19 protein-coding genes and 1 pseudogene are annotated in these 23135 nt (G+C 61.9%); 12 read left to right on the forward strand and 8 right to left on the reverse strand.

What is annotated here, in order from left to right:
• Positions 1-26: 26 nt before the first annotated feature.
• From pepP to gcvH, 8 genes and pseudogenes are all read left to right on the forward strand, one after another.
• On the forward strand, positions 27-1361 hold the full coding sequence (gene pepP, locus AC3WJW_RS07980; RefSeq protein WP_429395022.1) for a Xaa-Pro aminopeptidase: 1335 nt from the start codon (positions 27-29) through the stop codon (positions 1359-1361).
• Entirely contained in the window at positions 1358-2545 is a 1188-nt protein-coding gene (ubiH, locus tag AC3WJW_RS07985) for a 2-octaprenyl-6-methoxyphenyl hydroxylase (RefSeq protein ID WP_493725661.1), read from the forward strand. The genes pepP and ubiH overlap by 4 nt, the downstream gene beginning before the upstream one ends.
• A 37-nt stretch (positions 2546-2582) precedes the next feature.
• A pseudogene (locus tag AC3WJW_RS07990) lies at positions 2583-2693 on the forward strand (tetrameric acyl-CoA thioesterase); the annotation flags it as partial.
• Positions 2694-2702: 9 nt separating this feature from the next.
• Entirely contained in the window at positions 2703-3920 is a 1218-nt protein-coding gene (locus AC3WJW_RS07995; protein ID WP_493725785.1) for a 2-octaprenyl-3-methyl-6-methoxy-1,4-benzoquinol hydroxylase, read from the forward strand.
• A gap of 221 nt (positions 3921-4141) precedes the next feature.
• Complete coding sequence (locus AC3WJW_RS08000) at positions 4142-5146, forward strand: extracellular solute-binding protein (RefSeq protein WP_116579700.1); 1005 nt, start codon at positions 4142-4144, stop codon at positions 5144-5146.
• 139 nt (positions 5147-5285) lie between these two features.
• Positions 5286-6902: an ABC transporter permease gene (locus AC3WJW_RS08005; protein ID WP_493725662.1), complete on the forward strand. Its 1617-nt coding sequence runs from the start codon at positions 5286-5288 to the stop codon at positions 6900-6902.
• A 156-nt stretch (positions 6903-7058) separates the two neighbouring features.
• Positions 7059-8141, forward strand: a complete 1083-nt coding sequence (gcvT, locus tag AC3WJW_RS08010; RefSeq protein ID WP_493725663.1) for a glycine cleavage system aminomethyltransferase GcvT — start codon at positions 7059-7061, stop codon at positions 8139-8141.
• A 49-nt stretch (positions 8142-8190) separates the two neighbouring features.
• Positions 8191-8574: a glycine cleavage system protein GcvH gene (gene gcvH / locus AC3WJW_RS08015; protein WP_493725664.1), complete on the forward strand. Its 384-nt coding sequence runs from the start codon at positions 8191-8193 to the stop codon at positions 8572-8574.
• A 104-nt stretch (positions 8575-8678) separates the two neighbouring features.
• Here gcvH and AC3WJW_RS08020 read toward each other — a convergent pair whose 3' ends face one another.
• Positions 8679-9818 carry a DegT/DnrJ/EryC1/StrS family aminotransferase gene (locus tag AC3WJW_RS08020; protein WP_493725665.1) on the reverse strand — a complete coding sequence of 380 codons (1140 nt, stop codon included), beginning with the start codon at positions 9816-9818 and terminating at the stop codon, positions 8679-8681.
• A 153-nt stretch (positions 9819-9971) separates the two neighbouring features.
• Here AC3WJW_RS08020 and gcvP point away from each other — a divergent pair, with 153 nt between their 5' ends.
• Positions 9972-12845 carry an aminomethyl-transferring glycine dehydrogenase gene (gene gcvP, locus AC3WJW_RS08025; RefSeq protein WP_493725666.1) on the forward strand — a complete coding sequence of 958 codons (2874 nt, stop codon included), beginning with the start codon at positions 9972-9974 and terminating at the stop codon, positions 12843-12845.
• 193 nt (positions 12846-13038) lie between these two features.
• Here gcvP and AC3WJW_RS08030 read toward each other — a convergent pair whose 3' ends face one another.
• The 5 genes from AC3WJW_RS08030 to AC3WJW_RS08050 form a co-directional block, all read right to left on the reverse strand.
• Complete coding sequence (locus AC3WJW_RS08030) at positions 13039-13356, reverse strand: DUF2388 domain-containing protein (protein WP_007978921.1); 318 nt, start codon at positions 13354-13356, stop codon at positions 13039-13041.
• A gap of 68 nt (positions 13357-13424) precedes the next feature.
• Complete coding sequence (locus AC3WJW_RS08035; protein WP_493725667.1) at positions 13425-13874, reverse strand: NfeD family protein; 450 nt, start codon at positions 13872-13874, stop codon at positions 13425-13427.
• Between the two features lie 8 nt (positions 13875-13882).
• Positions 13883-14803, reverse strand: a complete 921-nt coding sequence (locus AC3WJW_RS08040; RefSeq protein ID WP_007978923.1) for an SPFH domain-containing protein — start codon at positions 14801-14803, stop codon at positions 13883-13885.
• An 84-nt stretch (positions 14804-14887) separates the two neighbouring features.
• Positions 14888-16672 (reverse strand): type IV pilus assembly ATPase TfpB, encoded by a 1785-nt coding sequence (gene tfpB, locus AC3WJW_RS08045; RefSeq protein ID WP_493725668.1) that lies wholly within the window; start codon positions 16670-16672, stop codon positions 14888-14890.
• A gap of 90 nt (positions 16673-16762) precedes the next feature.
• A complete protein-coding gene (locus AC3WJW_RS08050; protein WP_493725669.1) occupies positions 16763-17101 on the reverse strand; it encodes an ACT-like domain-containing protein in 339 nt (112 codons plus the stop codon).
• Between the two features lie 126 nt (positions 17102-17227).
• On the opposite strand from AC3WJW_RS08050, the gene AC3WJW_RS08055 reads away from it, so the two are divergent.
• Positions 17228-17692 (forward strand): Lrp/AsnC family transcriptional regulator, encoded by a 465-nt coding sequence (locus AC3WJW_RS08055; protein ID WP_493725670.1) that lies wholly within the window; start codon positions 17228-17230, stop codon positions 17690-17692.
• Between the two features lie 105 nt (positions 17693-17797).
• On the opposite strand, the gene AC3WJW_RS08060 is transcribed toward AC3WJW_RS08055, so the two are convergent.
• Complete coding sequence (locus AC3WJW_RS08060; RefSeq protein WP_493725671.1) at positions 17798-19165, reverse strand: CYTH domain-containing protein; 1368 nt, start codon at positions 19163-19165, stop codon at positions 17798-17800.
• A 157-nt stretch (positions 19166-19322) separates the two neighbouring features.
• Between AC3WJW_RS08060 and argE the strand changes: the two genes are divergently transcribed.
• Together argE and argA are read left to right on the forward strand one after the other, a co-directional pair.
• Positions 19323-20483 carry an acetylornithine deacetylase gene (gene argE / locus AC3WJW_RS08065; RefSeq protein ID WP_493725672.1) on the forward strand — a complete coding sequence of 387 codons (1161 nt, stop codon included), beginning with the start codon at positions 19323-19325 and terminating at the stop codon, positions 20481-20483.
• A 229-nt stretch (positions 20484-20712) separates the two neighbouring features.
• On the forward strand, positions 20713-22011 hold the full coding sequence (argA, locus tag AC3WJW_RS08070; protein WP_007978929.1) for an amino-acid N-acetyltransferase: 1299 nt from the start codon (positions 20713-20715) through the stop codon (positions 22009-22011).
• A 93-nt stretch (positions 22012-22104) separates the two neighbouring features.
• On the opposite strand, the gene tauA is transcribed toward argA, so the two are convergent.
• Complete coding sequence (gene tauA / locus AC3WJW_RS08075; protein WP_493725673.1) at positions 22105-23094, reverse strand: taurine ABC transporter substrate-binding protein; 990 nt, start codon at positions 23092-23094, stop codon at positions 22105-22107.
• Positions 23095-23135: the final 41 nt, after the last annotated feature.

Here is a 23135-nt window from a genome sequence, read left to right on the forward strand (position 1 = left end):
CGTTTGCCAGGGAACGCCATCTGCCCATGATCCACATCCCGAAATCGGAATACAGCCGTCGCCGCAAGGCCCTGATGGCGCAGATGGAACCCAACAGCATCGCCATCCTGCCCGCCGCCGCGGTGGCCATTCGTAACCGCGACGTCGAGCACGTCTATCGCCAGGACAGCGACTTCCAGTACCTCAGCGGCTTCCCTGAACCTCAGGCGGTATTGGTGCTGATGCCGGGGCGTGTGCATGGCGAATACATCCTGTTCTGCCGCGAGCGCAACGCCGAGCGCGAATTGTGGGATGGCTTGCGTGCCGGGCAGGAGGGCGCGATTCGCGACTTCGGCGCCGACGACGCCTTTCCCATCACCGATATCGACGACATCCTGCCGGGCCTGATCGAGGGCCGTGACCGGGTGTACTCGGCCATGGGCAGCAACCCCGAATTCGACCGCCACCTGATGGAATGGATCAACGTGATCCGCTCCAAGGCCAACCTCGGTGCCCAGCCGCCGAACGAATTCGTTGCCCTGGATCATCTGCTGCATGACATGCGCCTGTATAAATCGGCGGCAGAAGTGAAAGTGATGCGCGAGGCGGCGCGGATTTCCGCCCAGGCGCACGTACGGGCAATGCAGGCCTGTCGCGCCGGGTTGCACGAATTCAGCCTGGAAGCCGAGCTCGATTACGAATTCCGCAAGGGCGGGGCGAAGATGCCGGCCTACGGGTCGATCGTCGCGGCGGGGCGCAATAGTTGCATCCTGCATTACCAGCAGAATGACGCGCTGCTCAAGGACGGTGACCTGGTGCTGATCGACGCCGGGTGCGAGATCGACTGCTACGCCAGCGACATCACCCGGACCTTTCCGGTCAGCGGCAAGTATTCAGCGGAACAGAAAGCGATTTACGAATTGGTGCTGGCTTCCCAGGAAGCCGCCTTCGCCGAAATCGCCCCGAACAAACACTGGAACCAGGCGCACGAGGCCACGGTCCGGGTCATCACGGCCGGGCTGGTCAAGCTGGGTCTGCTGCGGGGCGACGTTGACGAATTGATCGCCAGCGAAGCCTACAAGGCGTTTTACATGCACCGCGCCGGTCATTGGCTGGGCATGGATGTGCACGATGTCGGCGAATACAAGGTCGGCGGCGAGTGGCGCGTACTGGAGGTCGGCATGGCGTTGACCGTGGAGCCGGGGATCTACATTGCTCCGGACAACCAGAGCGTGGCGAAGAAATGGCGCGGCATTGGCGTGCGCATCGAGGACGACGTAGTGGTCACCAGAACCGGCTGTGAAATATTGACGGGCGGCGTGCCGAAAACCGTCAGCGAAATCGAGGCCCTGATGGCGCAAGCACGGACACAAGCGGCATGAGTCGAGTCAACCTGGCAATCATCGGTGGCGGGCTGGTCGGTGCGAGTCTGGCGCTGGCCTTGCAGGCCGGGGCCAAGGCCCGAGGCTGGAAGATCGTGCTGATCGAGCCGTTCGCCCCGGGGGATACGTATCAACCGAGTTACGACGCTCGTTCTTCGGCGCTGTCCTTTGGCTCGCGGCAGATTTACCAACGCCTGGGCGTCTGGCAGGAAGTCTCTCGCCGCGCCGAACCGATCAAGCAGATTCATGTTTCCGACCGTGGTCGATTCTCGACGGCGCGGTTGTCGGCGATGGAAGAGGGTGTTCCAGCACTGGGTTATGTCGTTGAAAACGCCTGGCTCGGCCAATGCCTGTGGCAAGGCCTGGACAAGGACGTGATCAGCTGGCGCTGCCCGGCGGAAGTCACCCGCATGGAGCCGTTGACCGATGGCTATCGCCTGACCCTCAATGATGAAACCACCCTTGAGTGCGACCTCGCGGTGCTCGCCGATGGCGGCCGCTCCGGCCTGCGCGAGCAACTGGGGATCGGCATTCGCAAGCGTCCGTATAACCAGAGCGCGCTGATCGCCAACATCACCCCGAGCGAGGCCCACAACGGCATGGCCTTCGAGCGTTTCACCGACGAAGGCCCGATGGCGTTGCTGCCGCTGCCGGAAAACCGCTGCGCATTGGTCTGGACCCGTCTGGGCATGGACGCGCAACGCCTGGCGGCCCTCGATGAGCGCAGTTTCCTCAGTGAGTTGCAGGGCGTCTTCGGTTACCGCCTCGGTACGTTGAAACAGGTCGGTGCACGTCACCTGTATCCGCTGACACTGGTCGAGGCCGAGGAACAGGTGCGCCCGCATCTGGCGATTCTCGGCAACGCGGCGCACAGCCTGCATCCGATTGCCGGCCAGGGGTTCAACCTGTCCCTGCGCGATGCCCAGGCTCTGGCCGATGCCTTGCTCGCCAGCGAAAAGCCCCTGGGCGACTTTGCCACCTTGCAGGCCTATCGCGAACATCAGCGTCTAGACCAGGACCTCACCGTGGGCTTCTCCGATCAGGTTACGCGCCTGTTCGGCAGTACCCAGCCGCTGGTGTCCCTGGGTCGCAATATCGGCTTGCTCGGCCTCGACCTGCTGCCTCCGGCCAAACGCTGGTTTGCCCGACAGGCAATGGGGCTGGGGACGCGACCGGATGCGTAGCTGGCTGATGCGCCGGTTTGGCAAGGCACGATTGATAAAAAACCTGCTGCACTTGCAGGTCGACATTCATGACGGCGTCGGCCACCTGGTGGCGCGGATCGGAAAAACCCTTTACGTGCGGCTCAAGCCGCAAGAGAGACAGGCTTAAAGCATGGAAATGCGCGCAGATCTGCTGATTGTCGGGGCCGGAATGGTCGGCAGCGCCCTGGCGCTGGCGTTGCAGAACAGCGGGCTGGAAGTCCTGCTGCTGGACGGCAGCCCCATGAGTGTCAAACCCTTCAATGCCCAGGCCGCGTTTGAGCCGCGCGTGAGCGCCTTGTCGGCTGCCAGCCAGCGGATTCTCGAACGCCTTGGTGTCTGGGACGGCATCGCCGGGCGGCGCAGCAGCCCCTACACCGACATGCAGGTCTGGGATGGCAGCGGCACCGGGCAAATCCACTTCTCGGCGGCCAGCGTGCATGCCGAGGTGCTGGGGCACATCGTCGAAAACCGAGTGGTCCAGGATGCCTTGCTCGAGCGCCTGCACGACTGTGACCTGGGGTTGCTGGCCAATGCACGGCTGGAACAGATGCGCCGCTCCGGCGATGACTGGCTGCTGACCCTGGCCGATGGCCGCACCCTGCGCGCGCCGCTGGTGATCGCAGCGGATGGCGCCAACTCGGCCGTGCGGCGCCTGGCCGGGGTCGCGACCCGCGAATGGGATTATCTGCACCATGCCATCGTCACCAGCGTGCGTTGCGCCAAGCCGCACCAGATGACGGCCTGGCAGCGCTTCACCGACAACGGTCCGTTGGCGTTTCTGCCGCTGGAGCGTGACGGCGAACAGGATTGGTGCTCGATCGTCTGGTCGACCACACCCGGCGAAGCCGAACGCTTGATGGCGATGGATGACCCGGGTTTCTGCAAGGCACTGGAGCGAGCCTTCGAGGGGCGACTCGGTGAAGTGCTCGGCGCCGACCCGCGCCTGTGTGTGCCCCTGCGACAGCGGCATGCCAAGCGTTATGTGGCGGAAGGCCTGGCGTTGATCGGCGACGCGGCCCATACCATTCACCCATTGGCCGGGCAGGGTGTGAACCTTGGATTCCTCGATGCCGCCGTGCTGGCCGAAGTGTTGCTGCAAGCGGCAACCCGTGGCGAACGCCTGGCGGATGAGAAAGTCCTCAGCCGTTACGAGCGTCGGCGCATGCCCCACAACCTGGCGCTGATGGCGGCGATGGAAGGCTTCGAGCGCTTGTTCCAGGCGGATCCGTTGCCGGTGCGCTGGTTGCGTAATACCGGGTTGAAAATGGTTGAGAAGATGCCCGAGGCCAAGGCCTTGTTCGTGCGTGAAGCGCTGGGGCTGACCGGGGATTTGCCGGCGCTGGCCAAGCCCTGAGTTCTCTATTGAGGCTGATGGCCTCTTCGCGAGCAGGCTCGCTCCCACCTTGGAATGCATTTCAAATGTGGGAGCGAGCCTGCTCGCGAAGACGGCGGCACATTCGCCCTCAATTTCTGCTTGTGCAACATCCGGTAACTCCTCCGCAGCCAGCTTCGATTGAGAAGCTAAATGTGAGTCCTTATCATTTGACCTCATTTTTCAATCGAGAGACCGCTCCCATGTTGGCACCGAAGCGTCTACTGACTGCACTGGCCCTGACCCTGATTGGCAGTACCGCCGCCCAGGCCGCTGACGAGGTGGTGGTCTACTCCTCGCGTATCGACGAGTTGATCAAGCCAGTATTCGATGCCTACACCGCCAAGACCGGCGTGAAGGTGAAGTTCATCACCGACAAGGAAGCGCCACTGATGCAGCGGCTCAAGGCCGAGGGCGCGAATACGCCGGCCGACCTGCTGCTGACCGTCGATGCCGGCAACCTCTGGCAAGCCGAGCAGATGGGCATCCTCCAGCCGTTCACCTCGAAAACCATCGACGCCAACATTCCGCTGCAGTACCGGGCCGCCTCCCATGCATGGACCGGCCTGAGCCTGCGGGCGCGGACCATTGCCTACTCCACTGACCGCGTGAAGCCGGGCGAACTGACCACCTACGAAGCACTGGCCGACAAGCAATGGGATGGCCGCCTGTGCCTGCGTACGGCGAAGAAGGTCTACAACCAGTCCCTGACCGCGACCATGATCGAAGTGCACGGCGCCGACAAGACCGAGGAGATCCTCAAGGGCTGGGTCAAGAACCTGTCCACTGACGTGTTCTCCGACGACACTGCCGTGCTCGAAGCGATCAATGCCGGCCAGTGCGATGTCGGTATCGTCAACACCTACTACTACGGCCGCCTGCACAAGCAGAAGCCGGATCTGCCGGTGAAACTGTTCTGGCCGAACCAGGCCGACCGTGGCGTACACATCAACCTGTCGGGTATCGGCCTGACCCAACACGCGCCACACCCGGAAGCGGCCAAGGCCCTGGTGGAGTGGATGACCACGCCTGAAGCGCAGAAGATCTTTGCCGACGTGAACCAGGAGTTCCCGGCAAACCCGGCCGTGCAGCCATCGGCTGAAGTCGCCGCATGGGGCAAGTTCATCGCCGATACCTTGCCTGTGGAAATTGCCGGCAAGCGCCAGGCTGAGGCGATTCGCCTGATGGACAAGGCTGGCTGGAACTGACACCTGCTGGTTTAAAGAGCAAAAGATCGCAGCCTTCGGCAGCGCCTACAGGGTGATCACCAACCTGTAGGCGCTGCCGAAGGCTGCGATCTTTTCGCTTTTCACGTACATTTCGTTGATTTATCCAGAGAGCTTTTCCTTGGCCCACCCCGCCCAACGCCGCTGGTATCCCGTCGTCTTCGCCATCGCTGCGCTGGTCCTGTTGCCCCTGAGCGTCCTGCTGCTTTCCTGGCAGACCATCGACGTTCAAATCTGGTCCCACCTGTGGGACACGCAGATGCCGCGCTTGCTGGGCAACACACTGACGCTGGTGCTCGGCGTTGGTGTGGGCGTCACCCTGCTGGGTGTCAGCCTTGCCTGGCTGACCAGCCTTTGCGAATTCCCCGGGCGGCGATGGCTGGACTGGGCGCTGATGCTGCCCTTCGCGATCCCGGCCTATGTGCTGGCCTTCGTCTTCGTCGGCCTGCTGGATTTTGCCGGGCCCGTGCAAACCCTGCTGCGCGAATGGTTCGGCAGCGGTCTGCGGTTGCCGCGCGTGCGCTCCACGGGCGGGGTGATTGTGGTGCTGGTGCTGGTTTTCTATCCCTATGTTTATCTACTGGCCCGCACGGCCTTCCTTGCCCAGGGCAAAGGCCTGATGGAAGCGGCGCGGGTCCTTGGGCAATCGCCCTGGCAAGCGTTCTGGCGCGTGGCATTGCCCATGGCGCGGCCGGCCATCGGTGCGGGCGTGGCATTGGCGCTGATGGAAACCCTGGCGGATTTCGGCGCCGTGTCGGTGTTCAACTTCGATACCTTCACCACGGCCATCTACAAGACCTGGTACGGTTTTTTCAGCCTGTCTTCCGCCGCGCAACTGGCCAGCTTGTTGCTGCTGGTGGTGATGCTCGTGCTCTACGGCGAACGGCGTGCCCGCGGGGCCAACCGGGCGGGCAACGAGCGGCCACGGGTCAAGGCGCTGTATCACCTGCGGGGCTTCAAGGCACTGGCGGCCACGACGTGGTGCGGCCTGGTGTTTGCCTGCGCTTTTGTTATCCCGATGCTGCAATTGGCGGTGTGGTTCTGGCAGCGCGGGCGCTTCGATCTCGATGAGCGCTACACCGGGTTGATCGTCCATAGCTTGTACCTGGGGGCGATGGCGGCGTTGATCACCGTCAGTGTCGCCTTGTTGCTGGCGTTTGCCCGACGCCTGGCGCCCACCCGGGTCATTCGTTCCGGGGTCAGTCTGGCTAACCTGGGTTACGCCTTGCCGGGTTCGGTGCTGGCGGTGTCGATCATGCTGGCGTTCAGTTACCTGGATCGCGAGCTGGTGATCCCGCTCTCGAGCTGGCTCGGTGGCGCGGGCAAGCCGCTGCTGCTGGGCAGTCTGTCAGCATTGTTGCTAGCCTATCTGGTGCGCTTCATTGCGGTGGCCTACGGGCCACTGGAAAGCAGCCTGGCGCGTATACGGCCATCTTTGCCCGAAGCGGCACGTAGTCTTGGCGTCAGTGGGCCGCGACTGTTTTTCAAAGTGTATCTACCGTTGTTGTTGCCCGGCACCTTGAGCGCGGCGCTGCTGGTGTTCGTCGACGTGCTCAAGGAAATGCCCGCGACCCTGCTGATGCGCCCGTTTGGCTGGGACACGCTGGCGGTGCGGATCTTTGAAATGACCAGTGAAGGAGAATGGGCGAGGGCATCTTTGCCAGCGTTGACCCTGGTGCTGGTCGGGCTGCTGCCGGTCATCGGATTGATCCGGCGCTCAGCGCATCGAAACAGCTAGGTGTCAGTCCTACACCTTGCGGCTACAATGCGCGGCATTCGGTGCGGTCCGTCTGACAGACCAGGTAGCTGAAATCGGCTAAAGGCCTTTTGTTTCAAGGCATTCAGTCCGTGCAGCACTTGCCCGCACCTTCGCCACGCCCGGAAGGAGAAACCCATGGGACAGCGTACGCCTCTGTATGACCTTCATCTCGCGCTCGGCGCAAAGATGGTCGATTTTGGCGGTTGGGACATGCCTCTGCATTATGGATCGCAGGTCGAGGAACACCATCAGGTGCGCCGCGATTGCGGTGTCTTCGATGTATCCCACATGACCGTTATCGACGTCGGCGGCTCCCAGGCCAAAGCCTGGCTTCAGCATTTGCTGGCCAATGATGTCGAACGCCTGCACAGCCCCGGCCGTGCGTTGTACAGCACCATGCTCAACGAGCAGGGCGGCATCGTCGACGACATGATCGTCTACCGTCTCGACGAGGGCTATCGCCTGGTGGTCAACGCCTCCACCCGCGATCAGGACATGGCCTGGATGCAAGCGCATCTCGACGGTTTCGACGTGCGGCTTCGCGAGCGTTCCGAGTTGGCGATGCTGGCCATCCAGGGGCCTCACGCCCGGCAAAAGATTGCCGAGCTGGTCAACCAGTCCCGCGGCAACCTGATCCAGCTCCTCAAGCCCTTCGAAGGCCTGGCCGATGGTGACTGGTTCATCGCGCGCACCGGTTATACCGGCGAAGACGGCCTGGAAATCATTCTGCCGGCGGATCAGGCGCCCGGGTTCTTCAACGATCTGGTCGGTGCCGGGATTTCTCCCATCGGTCTTGGCGCGCGGGATACCTTGCGGGTCGAAGCCGGCATGAACCTTTACGGTCAGGATATCCAGCAGGATGTTTCACCCCTGGCCTCCAATATGGCCTGGACCATCGCCTGGGAGCCTGCCACCCGGCAGTTCATCGGGCGCAAGGCCCTGGAAGCCGAGCAAGCTGCTGGTGTACAGCACAAACTGGTCGGTCTGGTCCTTGAGGAACGCGGTGTTTTACGCGCTCATCAGGTCGTGCGCATCGCTGATGTTGGCGAAGGGGAGATCACCAGTGGTAGTTTCTCTCCTACGCTTAGCAAGTCGATAGCACTGGCGCGCGTGCCGATGGCAACTGCCGACCGCGCTGAAGTGGAAATTCGTGGCAAGTGGTACCCGGTCCGGGTGGTCAAACCGACCTTCGTACGCCACGGCAAAACCTTGATCTAATCTTTTCCAGCGGTTAACGACCGCTGACAATTTCCTGAGGACACAGAACATGAGCAATATCCCTGCCGACCTGCGTTTTGCCGAAAGTCACGAATGGGCACGTCTGGAAGCCGATGGCACCGTCACCGTGGGCATCAGCGATCACGCGCAGGAAGCGCTGGGTGATGTGGTGTTCGTCGAACTGACCGAAGTCGGCAACGTGTTTGCCGCTGAAGATCAGGCGGGTGTCGTTGAATCGGTTAAAGCCGCTTCCGATATCTACTCCCCGATTGCCGGTGAAGTGATCGCCGTCAACGAAGCGCTGAGTGCTGAGCCTGAGCTGCTCAATTCCGATCCGTACGGCGCGTGGATTTTCAAGCTCAAGCCAAGCAACCCGGCCGATCTGGAAAAACTGCTGGATGCCGCCGGCTACAAGGCCGCCATCGGCGAGTAATGCTCGCCCCCTGTAGGAGCTGCCGCAGGCTGCGATCTTTTGATGTTGTTTTTAAAATCAAAGTCAAAAGATCGCAGCCTGCGGCAGCTCCTACAAAGGCCGAGTCAAGACCGCAAGACGGCTTTCACCGCCGCCACCGAACGCTCGACATCGGCTTTGCTCATCGCGGTGAACATCGGCAGCGAGACAATCAGCCGACCGACCCGTTCGGCGACCGGGAACATGCCTTCCTTGAGTCCGCGCTCGCGGTACAGGCTCAACAGGTGAATCGGCGGGTAGTGATAGCCGATCCCGACACCCAAAGCCTGCATCTGCTCCATGAAAGTCGCCCGTGGCGGTTTGCCATCCGTGCGTTCCGGCAATACCAGCTGGAACAAATGCCAGTTGCTTTGGCTGAAATCCGCCGGAGGCAGTTGCGCGCCGTACTGCGCTTCGAAATCCGCGCCAAAGCAGGCGAAATAATGCCGGGCCAGCTCACGGCGATGAGCGGTGATGGCTTCGATATGAGCAAATTGCCCCAGGCCAATGGCTGCGGCGACGTCGGTCATGTTGAACTTGCCACCCAGCACGTCGACGTCCAGGCCATCGAAGCCGTTGCGGGTAACGCCCTGTAGCCGGTATTTCTCTGCCAGTCGTACTTCTTCGGGCGTATTCAGCACCAGGCAACCGCCTTCGGAGGAGGTGACGTTTTTGTTCGCCTGGAAACTGAAGGACACGAAATCACCGGTCGAGCCAATGCGCTGGCCGTTCCAGCTGGAGCCCAATGCCTGGGCCGCATCCTCGACGATCCGCAGGTTGTGCTTCTTCGCCAGTGCGTACAGACGCGTCATGTCCACGGGCAATCCGGCGAGGTACACCGGAATGATGGCCTTGGTGCGCGGAGTGATCGCCGCTTCCAGTTGATCCAGATCGATATTGCGCGTCACCGGGTCGATGTCGGCAAACACCGGGGTGGCGCCGACTTCCAGGATGACGTTGGCGGTGGCCACCCAGGAAATCGGCGTGGTGATCACTTCATCGCCCGGCCCGACCCCGGCAATACGCAAGGCGATTTCCATGGTGCAGGTGCCGGAATTGAAGGTGCGTACCGGGCGCCCGCCAAAATACTCCGAAAGTTGCGCTTCGAAGGCCTGGACCTTGGGGCCGCTGGTGATCCAGCCCGAGCGCAATACGTCACCGACAGCGGCGATCGTGGCTTCATCGATGGTGGGTTTGGAAAACGGCAGGAAAGGCAGTTGGCTCATGGATACAGTCACCGATCAGCGGATATTGGGTAGGCGGCGGACATGATGATCCGGATTGCTCGAGCGCGCCACGCCATCCACCGGGAGATCGACTGCTATGCTGGTTTGACCGTGTTGCATCGACGCTGAGCGCCAGTCAAGAGAGAGCCCGTCATGTCCCAGTTGCCGTCCCTGAGCCAGTTACGCGACCCCAATGCCTTTCTGCGCCGCCACCTCGGGCCCGATGCCGCCGAGCAACAGGCGATGCTCGACAGCCTTGGCCTGGGCAGCCGGGTCGAATTGATCGAGCAAACGGTGCCGCCGGGCATCCGCCTCAACCGGGCGCTGGACCTGCCCCCGGCCCTCGATGAAGAGGCCGCCCTGGCCAAGCTGCGTGGTTATGCGGAGCAGAACCAGGTCTGGACCAGCCTGATCGGCATGGGCTACCACGGTACCCTCACACCGGCGGTCATTCTGCGTAACGTGCTGGAAAATCCCGGCTGGTACACCGCGTACACACCCTATCAACCGGAGATCGCCCAAGGGCGGCTCGAAGCACTGCTGAACTTCCAGCAACTGACCATCGATCTGACTGGCCTGGAACTGGCCAACGCCTCGCTGCTGGATGAGGCCACCGCCGCGGCGGAAGCCATGGCGCTGGCCAAGCGGGTCGCCAAGTCCAAAAGCAATCTGTTCTTTGTCGACGAAAACTGCCACCCGCAAACCATTTCCGTGGTGCAGACCCGCGCCGAAGGTTTCGGCTTCGAGCTGATCGTCGACGCTGTGGATAACTTGAAGCAGCACCAGGTGTTCGGCGCGCTGCTGCAATACCCTGACACCCACGGCGAGATCCACGACCTGCGGCCGCTGATCGATCACCTGCACGCGCAACAGGCCCTGGCCTGTGTCGCCACGGATTTGCTGAGCCTGTTGTTGCTGACCCCGCCGGGTGAACTGGGCGCCGATGTGGTGTTTGGCTCGTCCCAGCGGTTTGGTGTGCCCATGGGCTACGGCGGGCCGCACGCGGCATTTTTTGCCAGCCGCGATGAGTACAAACGGGCGATTCCCGGGCGGATCATCGGTGTTTCCAAAGATGCGCGAGGCAACACCGCCCTGCGCATGGCCCTGCAAACCCGCGAGCAACACATCCGCCGGGAGAAGGCCAACTCCAACATCTGCACGGCCCAGGTGCTGCTGGCCAATATCGCCAGTTTCTATGCGGTCTACCACGGCCCGGAAGGACTCAAGCGGATCGCCCAGCGGGTTCACCGGCTGACCTGCATCCTGGCCGCCGGGCTAGAGCGCAAGGGCATCACTCGGGTCAACCGGCACTTCTTCGACACTCTGACGCTGGAAGTCGGCGGAACCCAGACCGCGATCATCGAAAGTGCCCGGGCCGCGCAAATCAACCTGCGCATTCTCGGGCGCGGCCAACTGGGCTTGAGCCTAGACGAAGCCTGCGACGAAACCACCGTGGAGAGGCTGTTCGACGTGTTTCTGGGGGCCGATCACGGGCTCAGTATCGAGGACCTGGATGCCGAAGTCCTGCCTGGCGGAATTCCCCAAGGGTTAGTGCGAACTTCACCTTATCTGCGTCATCCGGTGTTCAGCGCCCATCACAGCGAAACCGAGATGCTGCGCTACCTCAAGCAACTGGAAAACAAGGACCTGGCGCTCAATCAATCGATGATCCCGCTGGGCTCCTGCACCATGAAGCTCAACGCCACCAGCGAGATGATCCCGATCACCTGGCCGCAGTTCGCCAACCTGCACCCGTTCGTGCCGAAAGAGCAGGCCGCCGGGTACGGGCTGATGATCGAGGAGCTGGAGCGCTGGTTGTGCGCGATCACCGGTTTCGATGCCATCTGCATGCAGCCCAACTCCGGTGCCCAAGGCGAATACGCCGGGCTGCTGGCGATCCGCAAATATCATGAGAGCCGGCAACAGGGCGGCCGCGATATCTGTCTGATTCCTTCGTCGGCGCACGGCACCAATCCCGCGTCGGCGCAAATGGCCGGGATGCGCGTGGTGATCGTCGAGTGTGACGAGGCGGGCAACGTCGACCTGGATGACCTCAAGGAGAAAGCCGCGCAGGCCGCCGACAAACTCGCCTGCCTGATGGCGACCTATCCTTCGACCCATGGCGTGTATGAGGAAGGCATCAGCGAAATTTGCGAAGTGATCCACCATCACGGCGGCCAGGTGTACATGGACGGTGCCAACCTCAACGCCCAGGTCGGGCTGGCGCGGCCGGCGGATATTGGCGCCGATGTCTCGCACATGAACCTGCACAAGACCTTCTGCATTCCCCATGGTGGCGGCGGTCCGGGCATGGGGCCGATTGGTGTTCGGGCACATCTGGCGCCGTTTGTGGCCAACCATCCGGTGGTGCCGATCGACGGGCCGCAGCCGCAAAATGGCGCCGTCAGCGCGGCGCCCTGGGGCAGCGCAAGCATTCTGCCGATCAGCTGGATGTACATCGCCATGATGGGGCCGCAACTGGCGGACGCCAGCGAAGTGGCGATCCTGGCTGCGAATTACCTGGCACGGCATTTGTCCGGTGCCTTTCCGGTGCTCTACACCGGGCGTAATGAGCGGGTTGCCCACGAATGCATCCTCGACCTGCGACCGCTCAAGGCGTTGACCGGCATCACCGAAGAGGACGTCGCCAAGCGCCTGATGGACTACGGCTTCCATGCCCCGACCATGTCGTTCCCGGTGCCGGGGACGCTGATGGTCGAACCGACCGAAAGCGAATCGAAGGCGGAGCTGGACAGGTTCATCGGAGCGATGCTGAGCATCCGCGCGGAAATCAACGAGGTGCAGAACGGTAATTGGCCGGCGGAAGAAAACCCGTTGAAAGGTGCGCCGCATACGTTGGCCGATATCACCGGCGTGTGGGCGCGGCCGTACAGTATCGAGCAAGCCGTCACGCCGGACGCGCATACCAAGGCGCACAAATACTGGCCGGTGGTGAATCGGGTGGACAATGTGTATGGGGATCGGAACCTGTTTTGTGCGTGTGTGCCGGTCGACGACTACCGCTGACCTCCCAGGCAATACATAACCCCTGTGGGAGCGAGCCTGCTCGCGAATGCGGTGTGACAGTCAATGAAGTTTTTACTGATCCACCGCATTCGCGAGCAGGCTCGCTCCCACAGGGGCATCAGTGAAAGTGGGAATTGTGTTCGCCGGGCAAAAAAATGCCGCTCATGTGAGCGGCATTTTTCATTCGCAACGCTTATTCAGACGCCACGGCATTCTTCGCCAGGATCGCATTCGCCAACTCCATGTCCGTGGCTTGCAGCCCCGGGTTGTCGGCGCGGACTTTCTGCATGGCCGCTTCCAGGTACGGACCGCGGATGCTGCCGTCGCTGGCGACGAAGCTGCTGGCATCGTCCTGGGCCGCGACGACCAGTTTGTGATCCTTGGATGTCAGATAGCTCGAACCGGTGGTTGCACCGGACGTAAGAACGTTACGCCAAAAAGTATCGGCCATCGCCGAACCGACAGGCAGGGACAACAGCGCGACGGTAGCGACAGCAAGTTTGAAACGCATGACAGGGTGACTCCACTGGGTTGACTACGCGGTTGGATTGCCAACCCCCAATCGAGTTCCGTGGCTGCCTATTCCGCCGCTTCGACCAACAGGATCGCGCCTTGCTGGCCGACCACCCGCACGCGGCTGCCAATGGCAACGTCCGGCCCGCGGGCCATCCACACGCCATCGGCCACCTTGATTTTGCCGCGACCGTCGACAATTGCTTCATGCACCACGAAGGTCTTGCCGATCAGCTCCTGGCCACGCAGGTTCAGGTGCGGCTGATCGCTCAGGCGAGTCGCCGTGCGCTGGCGCCGCCACCAGTACAAGGCGGTGGCGATCGACAGCAGGCCAAACAACAGAAACTGCCATTCCCACGACAGGCCCGGCAGGAAGAAGGTCAAGACGCCCACGGCAGCCGCTGCCATACCGATCCACAGCAGGTAGCCGCCGGCGCCGAACACTTCAAGAATCAACAGCACCGTGCCCAGCGCCAACCAGTCCCAGAACGAAAGATGCTGCAAAAATGCCCACATGGCGCGCCTCAGGCTTTCTTGTTATCGAAAGTGGCTTTGACGATTTCGCCAATGCCACCCACCGCGCCGATCATCGAACTGGCCTCCAGCGGCATCAGGATCACTTTGCTGTTGTTGGCAGAAGCCAACTTGCCCAGCGCGTCGATGTACTTCTGCGCCACGAAGTAGTTGACCGCTTGCACGTTACCGCTGGCGATCGCTTCGGACACCACCTTGGTGGCCTGGGCTTCTGCCGCGGCTTGCCGCTCCCGGGCTTCGGACTCCAGGAAGGCGGCCTGCCGGCTGCCTTCGGCTTCGAGAATCTGCGCCTGCTTCTTGCCTTCGGCGGTCAGGATCGCTGCGGCACGCAGGCCTTCGGCCTCGAGGATCTGTGCACGCTTGATCCGTTCGGCTTTCATCTGCCCCGACATCGCCGCCATCAGGTCGGCGGGTGGGCTGATGTCCTTGATCTCGATCCGGGTGATCTTGATGCCCCACGGCGCGGTCGCTTCATCGACGGTGCGCAGCAGCTTTTCGTTGATGCCGTCCCGCTGGCTGAGCATGGCGTCGAGCTCCATCGAGCCGAGCACCGTGCGGATGTTGGTTTGCAACAGGTTGCGGATGGCGTGCTCGAGGTTGTTCACCTCGTAGGCAGCCTGGGCCGTGTTGACCACCTGGAAGAAGCACACGGCGTCGATTTGCACCGTGGCGTTGTCGGCGGTGATGACTTCCTGCGGCGGAATATCCAGCACGCTTTCCATCACATTCATCTTGCGCCCGATGCGGTCCATCACCGGAACGATGACGTTCAGCCCCGGCTTGAGCGTGTTGGTGTAGCGCCCGAAACGCTCGACGGTCCATTCAAAACCCTGGGGCACGACCTTGAAGCCCATGAACAGAATGGCGACCACCAGGCCGACAAAAAGCAAAAGCACACTACCGATCTGCATAACGATTCCTTGTTGATGTGTGGATCTGTGGAGTAGCAATCGTTGGAGTGTAGCGGTGCCGATGGCGGATAAGAACAGCAGGGCTCAGTTCTGCTCGCTCTGGGGCGTTACGCGCAGAACCTCCTCGATGGTCGTCAGCCCGGCGGCGACCTTTTGCGCTCCTGACAGTCGCAGGCTGCGCATGCCTTCCTTGAATGCCTGGCGTCGCACGGCCAGCAGATCGGTATCGGGACTGATCAACGCCTTGATGCCATCGCTGAGTTGCATGATTTCGTAGACCCCGGCACGGCCGCGATAACCGGTGTCGCGGCATTCCACGCAACCGATGGCACGCTGGGCATTGCCTGGCAGCGGGGCCTGCCAGGGGCGGGTCAGGGTTTGCCAGTCGTCTTCGCCCAGCGTCAGTGGCGCCTTGCAGTGCGGGCACAGGGTTCGCACCAGTCGCTGGGCCATGACGCCAAGCACCGTGGCCTTGATCAGGTAATGCGGCACGCCGAGTTCCAGCAGGCGGCTGATGGCGCCTGGCGCATCGTTGGTGTGCAGGGTCGACAGCACCAGGTGCCCGGTGAGCGCCGCCTGGATCGCCATCTCCGCGGTTTCGAGGTCGCGGATCTCGCCGATCATGATGATGTCCGGGTCTTGTCGCATCAGCGCACGCACGCCGGCGGCGAAGGTCAGGTCGATGTTGTGCTGGACCTGCATCTGGTTGAAGGCCGGCTCGACCATTTCAATCGGGTCTTCGATGGTGCAGAGGTTGACCTCCGGCGTCGCCAGTTTTTTCAGGGTGGTGTAGAGGGTGGTGGTCTTGCCCGACCCCGTCGGCCCGGTGACGAGGATGATGCCGTGGGGCTGGCGGGTCATGTCCTGCCAGCGGCGCAGGTCGTCGCTGGAGAAACCGAGCTGGTCGAAGTCCTTGAGCAGGACGTCCGGGTCGAAGATCCGCATGACCATTTTTTCGCCGAAGGCGGTGGGCAGTGTCGACAAGCGCAGTTCAACTTCGCCGCCGTCCGGGGTCTTGGTTTTCACCCGGCCGTCCTGGGGTTTGCGTTTCTCCGCGACGTTCATGCGCCCCAGGGTTTTCAGGCGACTGACGATGGCCATGGTGACCTGGGGCGGGAACTGGTAGACGTTGTGCAGCACGCCGTCGATGCGAAAGCGCACCGTGCCTTGCTCGCGACGGGGCTCGATGTGGATGTCGCTGGCGCGTTGCTGGAACGCATACTGGAACAGCCAGTCGACGATGTTGACGATGTGTGCGTCGTTGGCGTCCGGCTCCTGGTCGCTGGCGCCAAGGTTGAGCAACTGTTCGAAATTGCCGAGGGTGCTGACGTGCGGGTCGGCGCTGTTGGCCCCGGTGACCGATTTGGCCAGACGGAAAAATTCGACGCTGAAGCGCTGGATGTCCACCGGGTTGGCCACCACGCGCTTGATCGGCAATTTGAGCACGTGGGTCAGGTCAGCCTCCCAGCCGCTGACATAAGGCTGGGCGCTGGCCACGGTTACCGCATCACGGTCGATCGCTACCGCGAGGATCTTGTGACGCTGGGCGAAGGCGTAGGACATCAGCGGGGTCACGGCCGCGACGTTGATTTTCAACGGATCGATGCGCAGATAAGGCTGTCCGGCCTGCCGGGACAGCCACAGGGTCAGGCTTTCAAGGTCCAGCAGTTTGCCGGGGCGGCTGAGGTCGCCCAATTGTTGGCTGGCGATGAACTCCAGCGGATGCATTTGGCCATGAGTGGCGTTGCGGCGACGGGCATTGAGCGCGTGTTCGGCCGAATCCTGGCTGATAAAGCCCTGCGCGACCAGTTCGCGCAGCACATCATTGAGATCCAGCCAGCGGTCCTGAAAGGCGAGTTGTACGGACATGCGGGCTCCTTTTGAACGACAGTGCGCAAAGGATAGCCGTGGCCCGGCTGACCGCTGGGCCACTACCCGACGAAGCCGTTTCGGCGTTTTTCAGCCCGCCGCCTGTACCGTTTCGGCCCAGGCAGAGTCAGCTTCCTGCAGCTCAACCGAGCAGACGCAGATCAGGTTACGAAGTTTTTCCGCGATCACTTGCGCGCGGTGCCAGCTCAAACCGTCGATGACGATCCCGATGGTCAACCAGTCGTCCTGGCGCTGCACGTTGACCTGTTCCGGCGTGAGCAATTGCAAGGCGAACAGATTGAGGGCGCGGCACAGCAGGTCCGGTTCGGCCTCGGCCAGCATTTGATAGTGAACACGGCAATGGGCATTGCTGACGTTCCAGACATCGGCGCGGGCAGGTGGGGTGTTCACGGCTTCGAGATACGGCATGGTCAGGCTCCAGGATTTCTGGAGAAATATTTACATCCTGTGCCGGGTATTTCTTCTCTATGATTGGCAAAATGGCAGGAATGCAGACTTGATCAATTCACATATTGAGAGATTAAAGGTTTTTTTATGCAGAGCGAACTGGACAGCTACGACCGCAAGATCCTCGCCTTGCTGCAAGAGGATGCTTCGCTCTCCAGCGCGCAGATCGCCGAGCAGATAGGTCTTTCGCAATCGCCTTGCTGGCGGCGGATCCAGCGGATGAAGGAGGAGGGCATCATTCGCGGCCAGGTGACCTTGCTCGACCGCAAGAAAATCGGCCTGAACACGCAGATCTTCGCGGAGGTGAAACTCAATGCCCACGGGCGTTCGAACTTCACCGAATTCACCGAGGCGATTCGCGGCTTTCCGGAGGTGCTGGAATGTTATGTGCTGATGGGGGCGGTGGATTTTCTGCTGCGGATTGTCACGGCGGACATCGAGGCGTACGAGCGCTTCTTCTTCGAGAAGCTGTCGATGGTGCCGGGGATTCAGGAGGTCAACTCGATCGTGGCGTTGTCGGAGATCAAGTCGACTACCAGTTTGCCGGTCTGAATTTTGTGGTGAGTCTGCTGGCCTCATCGCGAGCAAGCTCGCTCCCACAGGGGAAATGCGTACACCACAACCCTTGTGGGAGCGAGCTTGCTCGCGATGACGGTGTTACAGACGCAACAGCATTTTCCAGGCACGGTTCTGATACACCGCAATCGCCTGCTGCTTGCGCGCATCCAGGACTTCGTCGGTGATCGATTCGTTGGCCAGTTGCGCCAGTTTGTTCAGCTCACCGTACAGGCGATCCATTTCCGGGATCTCCAGCACGTTACGCGCATGGTGCAGCCAGACCTGGATGCGTTCGATGCGCGGCAGTTGCTCGGCCAGGTCTTCTGGTTGTTGCTGATAGCGTTGCAATTGCAGCGAGTTGGCTTCTTCGCCCAGCAGGCGTGGCAACCAGCTGCCCAGTTGCGCAGCGCCCTGGCGATTGCCACGGGTGTTGCGGTCGGCAGCCCAGGTGCGGGCCAGCAGCCAGCGTGAGGTGGTCAGGGAGAACAGGCCCCAGCGCGGGTCTTCGAGCTCTTCAAGGAACTGCTCGGGCGCGGCTTTGCGCACGTCTTCATCGTCCAGGCCGGCCTGGACCAGCGGACGCCAGTCTTCCAGCAAGGCATCAAGGGCGATGCGCAGATCGTGAGTGGACTGACGGGGTGCGGCTTGACCCAGGCTGCTGATCAGCGCGCGCATTTCGGCCAGGCACTCGACCCAGTCCTGCAGCAGGCGCCAGTGACCGTTGAAGCGATATTGCTCGGCCAGGCGCTGGCTGCTGCCGAGCAGGTGCCAGCTCAACGCGGCGAACGCGTCGTCCAGCGGTGTTTCGGCCTTGATCTGCGGCGCCGGCAGGCTCAAAGAATAGCTGTGGGCGTCGTACAGGCGATAACCACGCTCGGCCTTGCTGATATCGCAGGGCATCAGCGCCAGTTTCTCGGCCAGCTCGGCAGCCAGCTCCAGCAATGCGGCCGGCTCGCCTTCGCGCAGCTCCAGCTCCAGCTCGCAGATTTCTTCTTTCTGCTTGCCGACCACTACGTGGCCAAGGTCCAGGGCAGCTTCGATGACCACTTTGGTCTTGCCACGGCCCCAGGCGATTTCCGCGCGTTCGCGGACGAAGTCGGTGGTGAAGATCGGCTTCAGGGTTTTCTTGTCCAGTGTGGCCAGTTCCTCGGGCCAGCATTCGCCGTCGAGTTTCTTCAGGTCGAGCTTGGCTTTGGGCAGGTTCCAGTCGTACTCGTTACGCACCGACAGGCCGGCGACGCTCTGGCCGCGGGTCTTGAGGGTCTGGATCACTTCTTCGCCATCCTTGCGCAGGCGCAGGGCGACTTTGGCCTGGGCCAGGTCGCGCTCTGGGGTGTCGAAGTACTGATTCATCAACTCACGGCGTTCCCAGCCACATTTGTTGCGTTTTTTCAGTAAAGGGTGCTCGCGCAGGGCGGCGAGGGTTTCGCGGCTGACGCGGAGTTTGATTTCGGTTTCTTTCTGCATGGCCGGAAAATCCAGGATCGGGAGCGCAGCCGGGGGAATGTGTGGCTGCCAAGGTCGTGCAGTGTACAGGACTCAAGGTTAGTACGCGCCGAGACGGTTTATTCCTGTCATCGGTTGGTTCTATGATGAACCTCAATTCGGGTGCCGGGAGTCAGCGATGCCATTGCCGTCGATGAAAGAACAGTTCGCTGCGCTGATCGCCGCGCCGTCTGTCAGTTGCACCCAACCCAGACTCGATCAAAGCAACCGCCCGGTCATCGATCTGCTGGCGACGTGGCTCGGTGAGCTGGGTTTTACCTGCGAGATCCAGCAGGTCAACCCCGGCAAGTTCAACCTGCTGGCCAGTTTCGGTTCCGGCCCCGGCGGCCTGGTGCTGGCCGGGCACAGCGACACCGTGCCGTTCGACGGTGCGCTGTGGCAAACCGACCCGCTGAAGCTGACGGAAGTCGACGGTCGGTGGGTCGGCCTGGGCAGTTGCGACATGAAGGGCTTTTTCGCCCTGGCGATCGAGGCGGTCATCCCGCTGCTCGATCAGCCGTTCAAACAGCCGTTGCTGATTCTCGCCACCTGCGATGAAGAAAGCTCGATGTCAGGCGCCCGCGCGCTGGCCGAAGCGGGGCGGCCGCTGGGGCGGGCGGCGGTGATCGGCGAGCCGACCGGGCTCAAGCCGATCCGCATGCACAAAGGCATCATGATGGAGCGCATCGACATCCTCGGGCAGAGCGGCCACTCTTCCGACCCGCGCCTGGGCCACAGCGCCCTGGAGGCCATGCACGATGCCATCGGCGAACTGCGTGGCCTGCGCTTGTTGTGGCAGCGCGAATTCCGTAATCCACAGTTTGGCGTGCCGACGCCAACGATGAACTTTGGCTGCATCCATGGCGGCGACAATCCCAACCGCATCTGCGGCCAGTGTTCGCTGGAGTTCGATTTGCGGCCGTTGCCCGGCATGGACCCCAAGGTCCTGCGCGCCGAGATCCTGCAGAAGCTCAAGCCGGTTGCCGAGCGGCATCAGGTCAAGATCGATTACGCGCCGTTGTTCCCCGACGTGCCGTCGTTCGAAGAGGCCGAGGACGCCGAGCTGGTGCGCCTTGCTGAAAAGCTCACCGGTCACAGTGCCGAAGCAGTGGCGTTCGGCACCGAAGCACCTTATCTTCAGCGCCTTGGCTGTGAAACGCTGGTGCTTGGCCCGGGTGATATCGCTTGCGCCCATCAGCCGGGGGAATACCTCGAAATGTCACGTTTGCAGCCTACGGTGCATCTATTAAGGCAGCTGATTGAACACTATTGCCTGACACCGGCCACGCAACCCTTGTAGGAGCTGCCGAAGGCTGCGATCTTTTGATCTTTGGTTTTAGAATCAAGAACAAAAGATCGCAGCCTTCGGCAGCTCCTACAGGGGGCGCGATTAAATTGCCAGTTTCCCAACCCGTATTCATGAGGAGAGCGCGCGTGTCGCCAAGCCTGTTCCGACGATAACCATCAGCCCGCTGTGCGTTTTCAGTTTCGCCCTTTTTTCGGCTGCTATTTATTACAGGCCCAGGTTCATGCCCGAATACGTCAATTGGCTTCGTCACGCTTCGCCTTACATCAACGCCCACCGCGATTGCACCTTTGTCGTCATGCTGCCCGGAGACGGCGTTGAACACCCGAACTTCGGCAATATCGTCCACGACCTGGTGCTGTTGCACAGCCTGGGCGTGCGCCTGGTGCTGGTCCACGGCTCCCGGCCGCAAATCGAAGCGCGCCTCGCGGCCCGTGGCCTGACCCCGCATTACCATCACGGCATGCGTATCACCGATGCCGCGACCCTGGAGTGCGTGATCGATGCGGTCGGCCAGTTGCGCATTGCCATTGAGGCTCGCCTGTCGATGGACATGGCTTCTTCGCCCATGCAGGGCTCGCGCCTGCGGGTGGCCAGCGGCAACCTGGTGACGGCGCGGCCGATCGGCGTGCTTGAAGGCGTCGACTATCACCACACCGGCGAAGTGCGCCGGGTCGACCGCAAGGGCATCAACCGACTGCTGGACGAGCGCTCCATCGTGCTGCTGTCGCCGCTTGGCTATTCGCCGACCGGCGAGATTTTCAACCTGGCCTGCGAAGACGTCGCCACCCGCGCGGCCATCGACCTGGGCGCGGACAAGCTGCTGCTGTTCGGTGCCGACCTGGGCCTGATCGACGAACACGGGCGCCTGGTGCGCGAACTGCGTCCGCAGCAAGTGCCGGCGCATCTGCAACGGTTGGGCAGTAACTATCAGGCAGAGTTGCTCGATGCCGCTGCCGAGGCGTGCCGTGGCGGCGTGGCCCGCAGCCATATCGTCAGTTACGCCGAAGACGGTGCGTTGCTGACCGAGCTGTTCACTCGCGACGGTGGCGGCACCCTTGTGGCCCAGGAACAGTTTGAAGTGGTACGCGAAGCGGCCATTGAAGACGTCGGTGGTTTGCTGGATTTGATCAGTCCGCTGGAAGAGCAGGGCATCCTGGTGCGCCGTTCCCGCGAGGTGCTGGAGCGCGAAATCGAGCAGTTCAGTGTGGTCGAACGCGAAGGCATGATCATCGCCTGTGCGGCGCTGTATCAGATCGCCGATTCGGACGCGGGTGAACTCGCGTGTCTGGCGGTGAATCCGGAGTACCGCCATGGCGGTCGCGGTGATGAGCTGCTGGAGCGTATTGAAACCCGCGCGCGGGCGCAGGGATTGAAAACCTTGTTCGTCCTCACCACCCGCACCGCGCACTGGTTCCGTGAGCGTGGCTTCGAACCCAGCAGTGTCGACCGGCTGCCGTCGGCGCGGGCGTCGCTGTACAACTATCAGCGTAATTCGAAGATCTTCGAAAAAGCCCTTTGAGATTGTAGGAGCTGCCGCAGGCTGCGATCTTTTGATTTTGCTTTTCAGGATCAAAAGATCGCAGCCTGCGGCAGCTCCTACAAGAACCTTGTGTTACTCCTGGACAAACTTCGCGCTGACATATGGCGAGTAGTCCGGCAGCACCGTCTCCACCTTCCCTTGCTCCTTCAGGAATTTCGCCGTCTCGCCAATGGCCTTGGCCGTGCCGCCGTCCAGCAGCGCGCTGCCCTGTTGCGCCTTGGCATCCGGGAAGGCAGAGCCGGCCAATAGCTCCGGCACATCGGCGGCGTTGGCACCGGTCAGTTTGGCGATTTTCTGAACGGGCTCCGAGTCGACCGTCCAGCTGGCTTTATGCGCGGCGTAATCAGCAAAGGAGTCGAGGGTGACCTTGGCGAATTTGGCCACCACCTCTGGGTGCTTCTCTGCGTAATCCTTGCGCGCTACCCAGACCTCAAAGGTTGGCGCGCCCCATTGGCCTACCTGCGCAGCGTCGGTCAGGGTCTTGCCAGTCTTGCGAATTTCTCCCAGTGCGGGCGACCAGACAAACGCGCCGTCAATATCGCCGCGCTTCCAGGCGGCGGCGATTTCTGCTGGCTGCAGGTTCACCACTTTGACTTTCGAACCGTCCAGGCCCCAGTGCTTCAGCGCACCGAGCAGGCTGTAGTGGGAGGTTGAAACGAACGGCGTGGCGATGGTCTTTCCGATCAGATCTTGCGGTTTTTCGATCCCGCTGCCGTTACGCACCACCAGCGCTTCGGCGGCATTGATCTGGGCCGAGACGATGAACGCGACAATCGGCAGGTTGCGCGAGGCGGCAGCGGCCAGTGGACTGGAGCCGAGATTGCCGATTTGCACATCGCCCGAGGCAATCGCCGTGACCACTTCCGGGCCGCTGTTGAAGCGCCGCCAGTCGATGGGCTGGCCGATGGTTTTTTCATAAAGACCCTCTGCCTGGGGGGCTTTGCTGGGGTCGATTCCAGTTTGATAACCGACGGTGAGGTTCGCCGCCTGAGCGGTGAAGGAAAGTGCGAGCGATACACAGACTGTAACAATTGATCCGGATAGTGCGCGTTTGGTCGTCATGGGGCCGCCTTTCGGTAAAGGATTTGTTTCCGAATTGCGTC

It is taken from the genome of Pseudomonas sp. GW821-FHT07G06 (assembly GCF_058986625.1).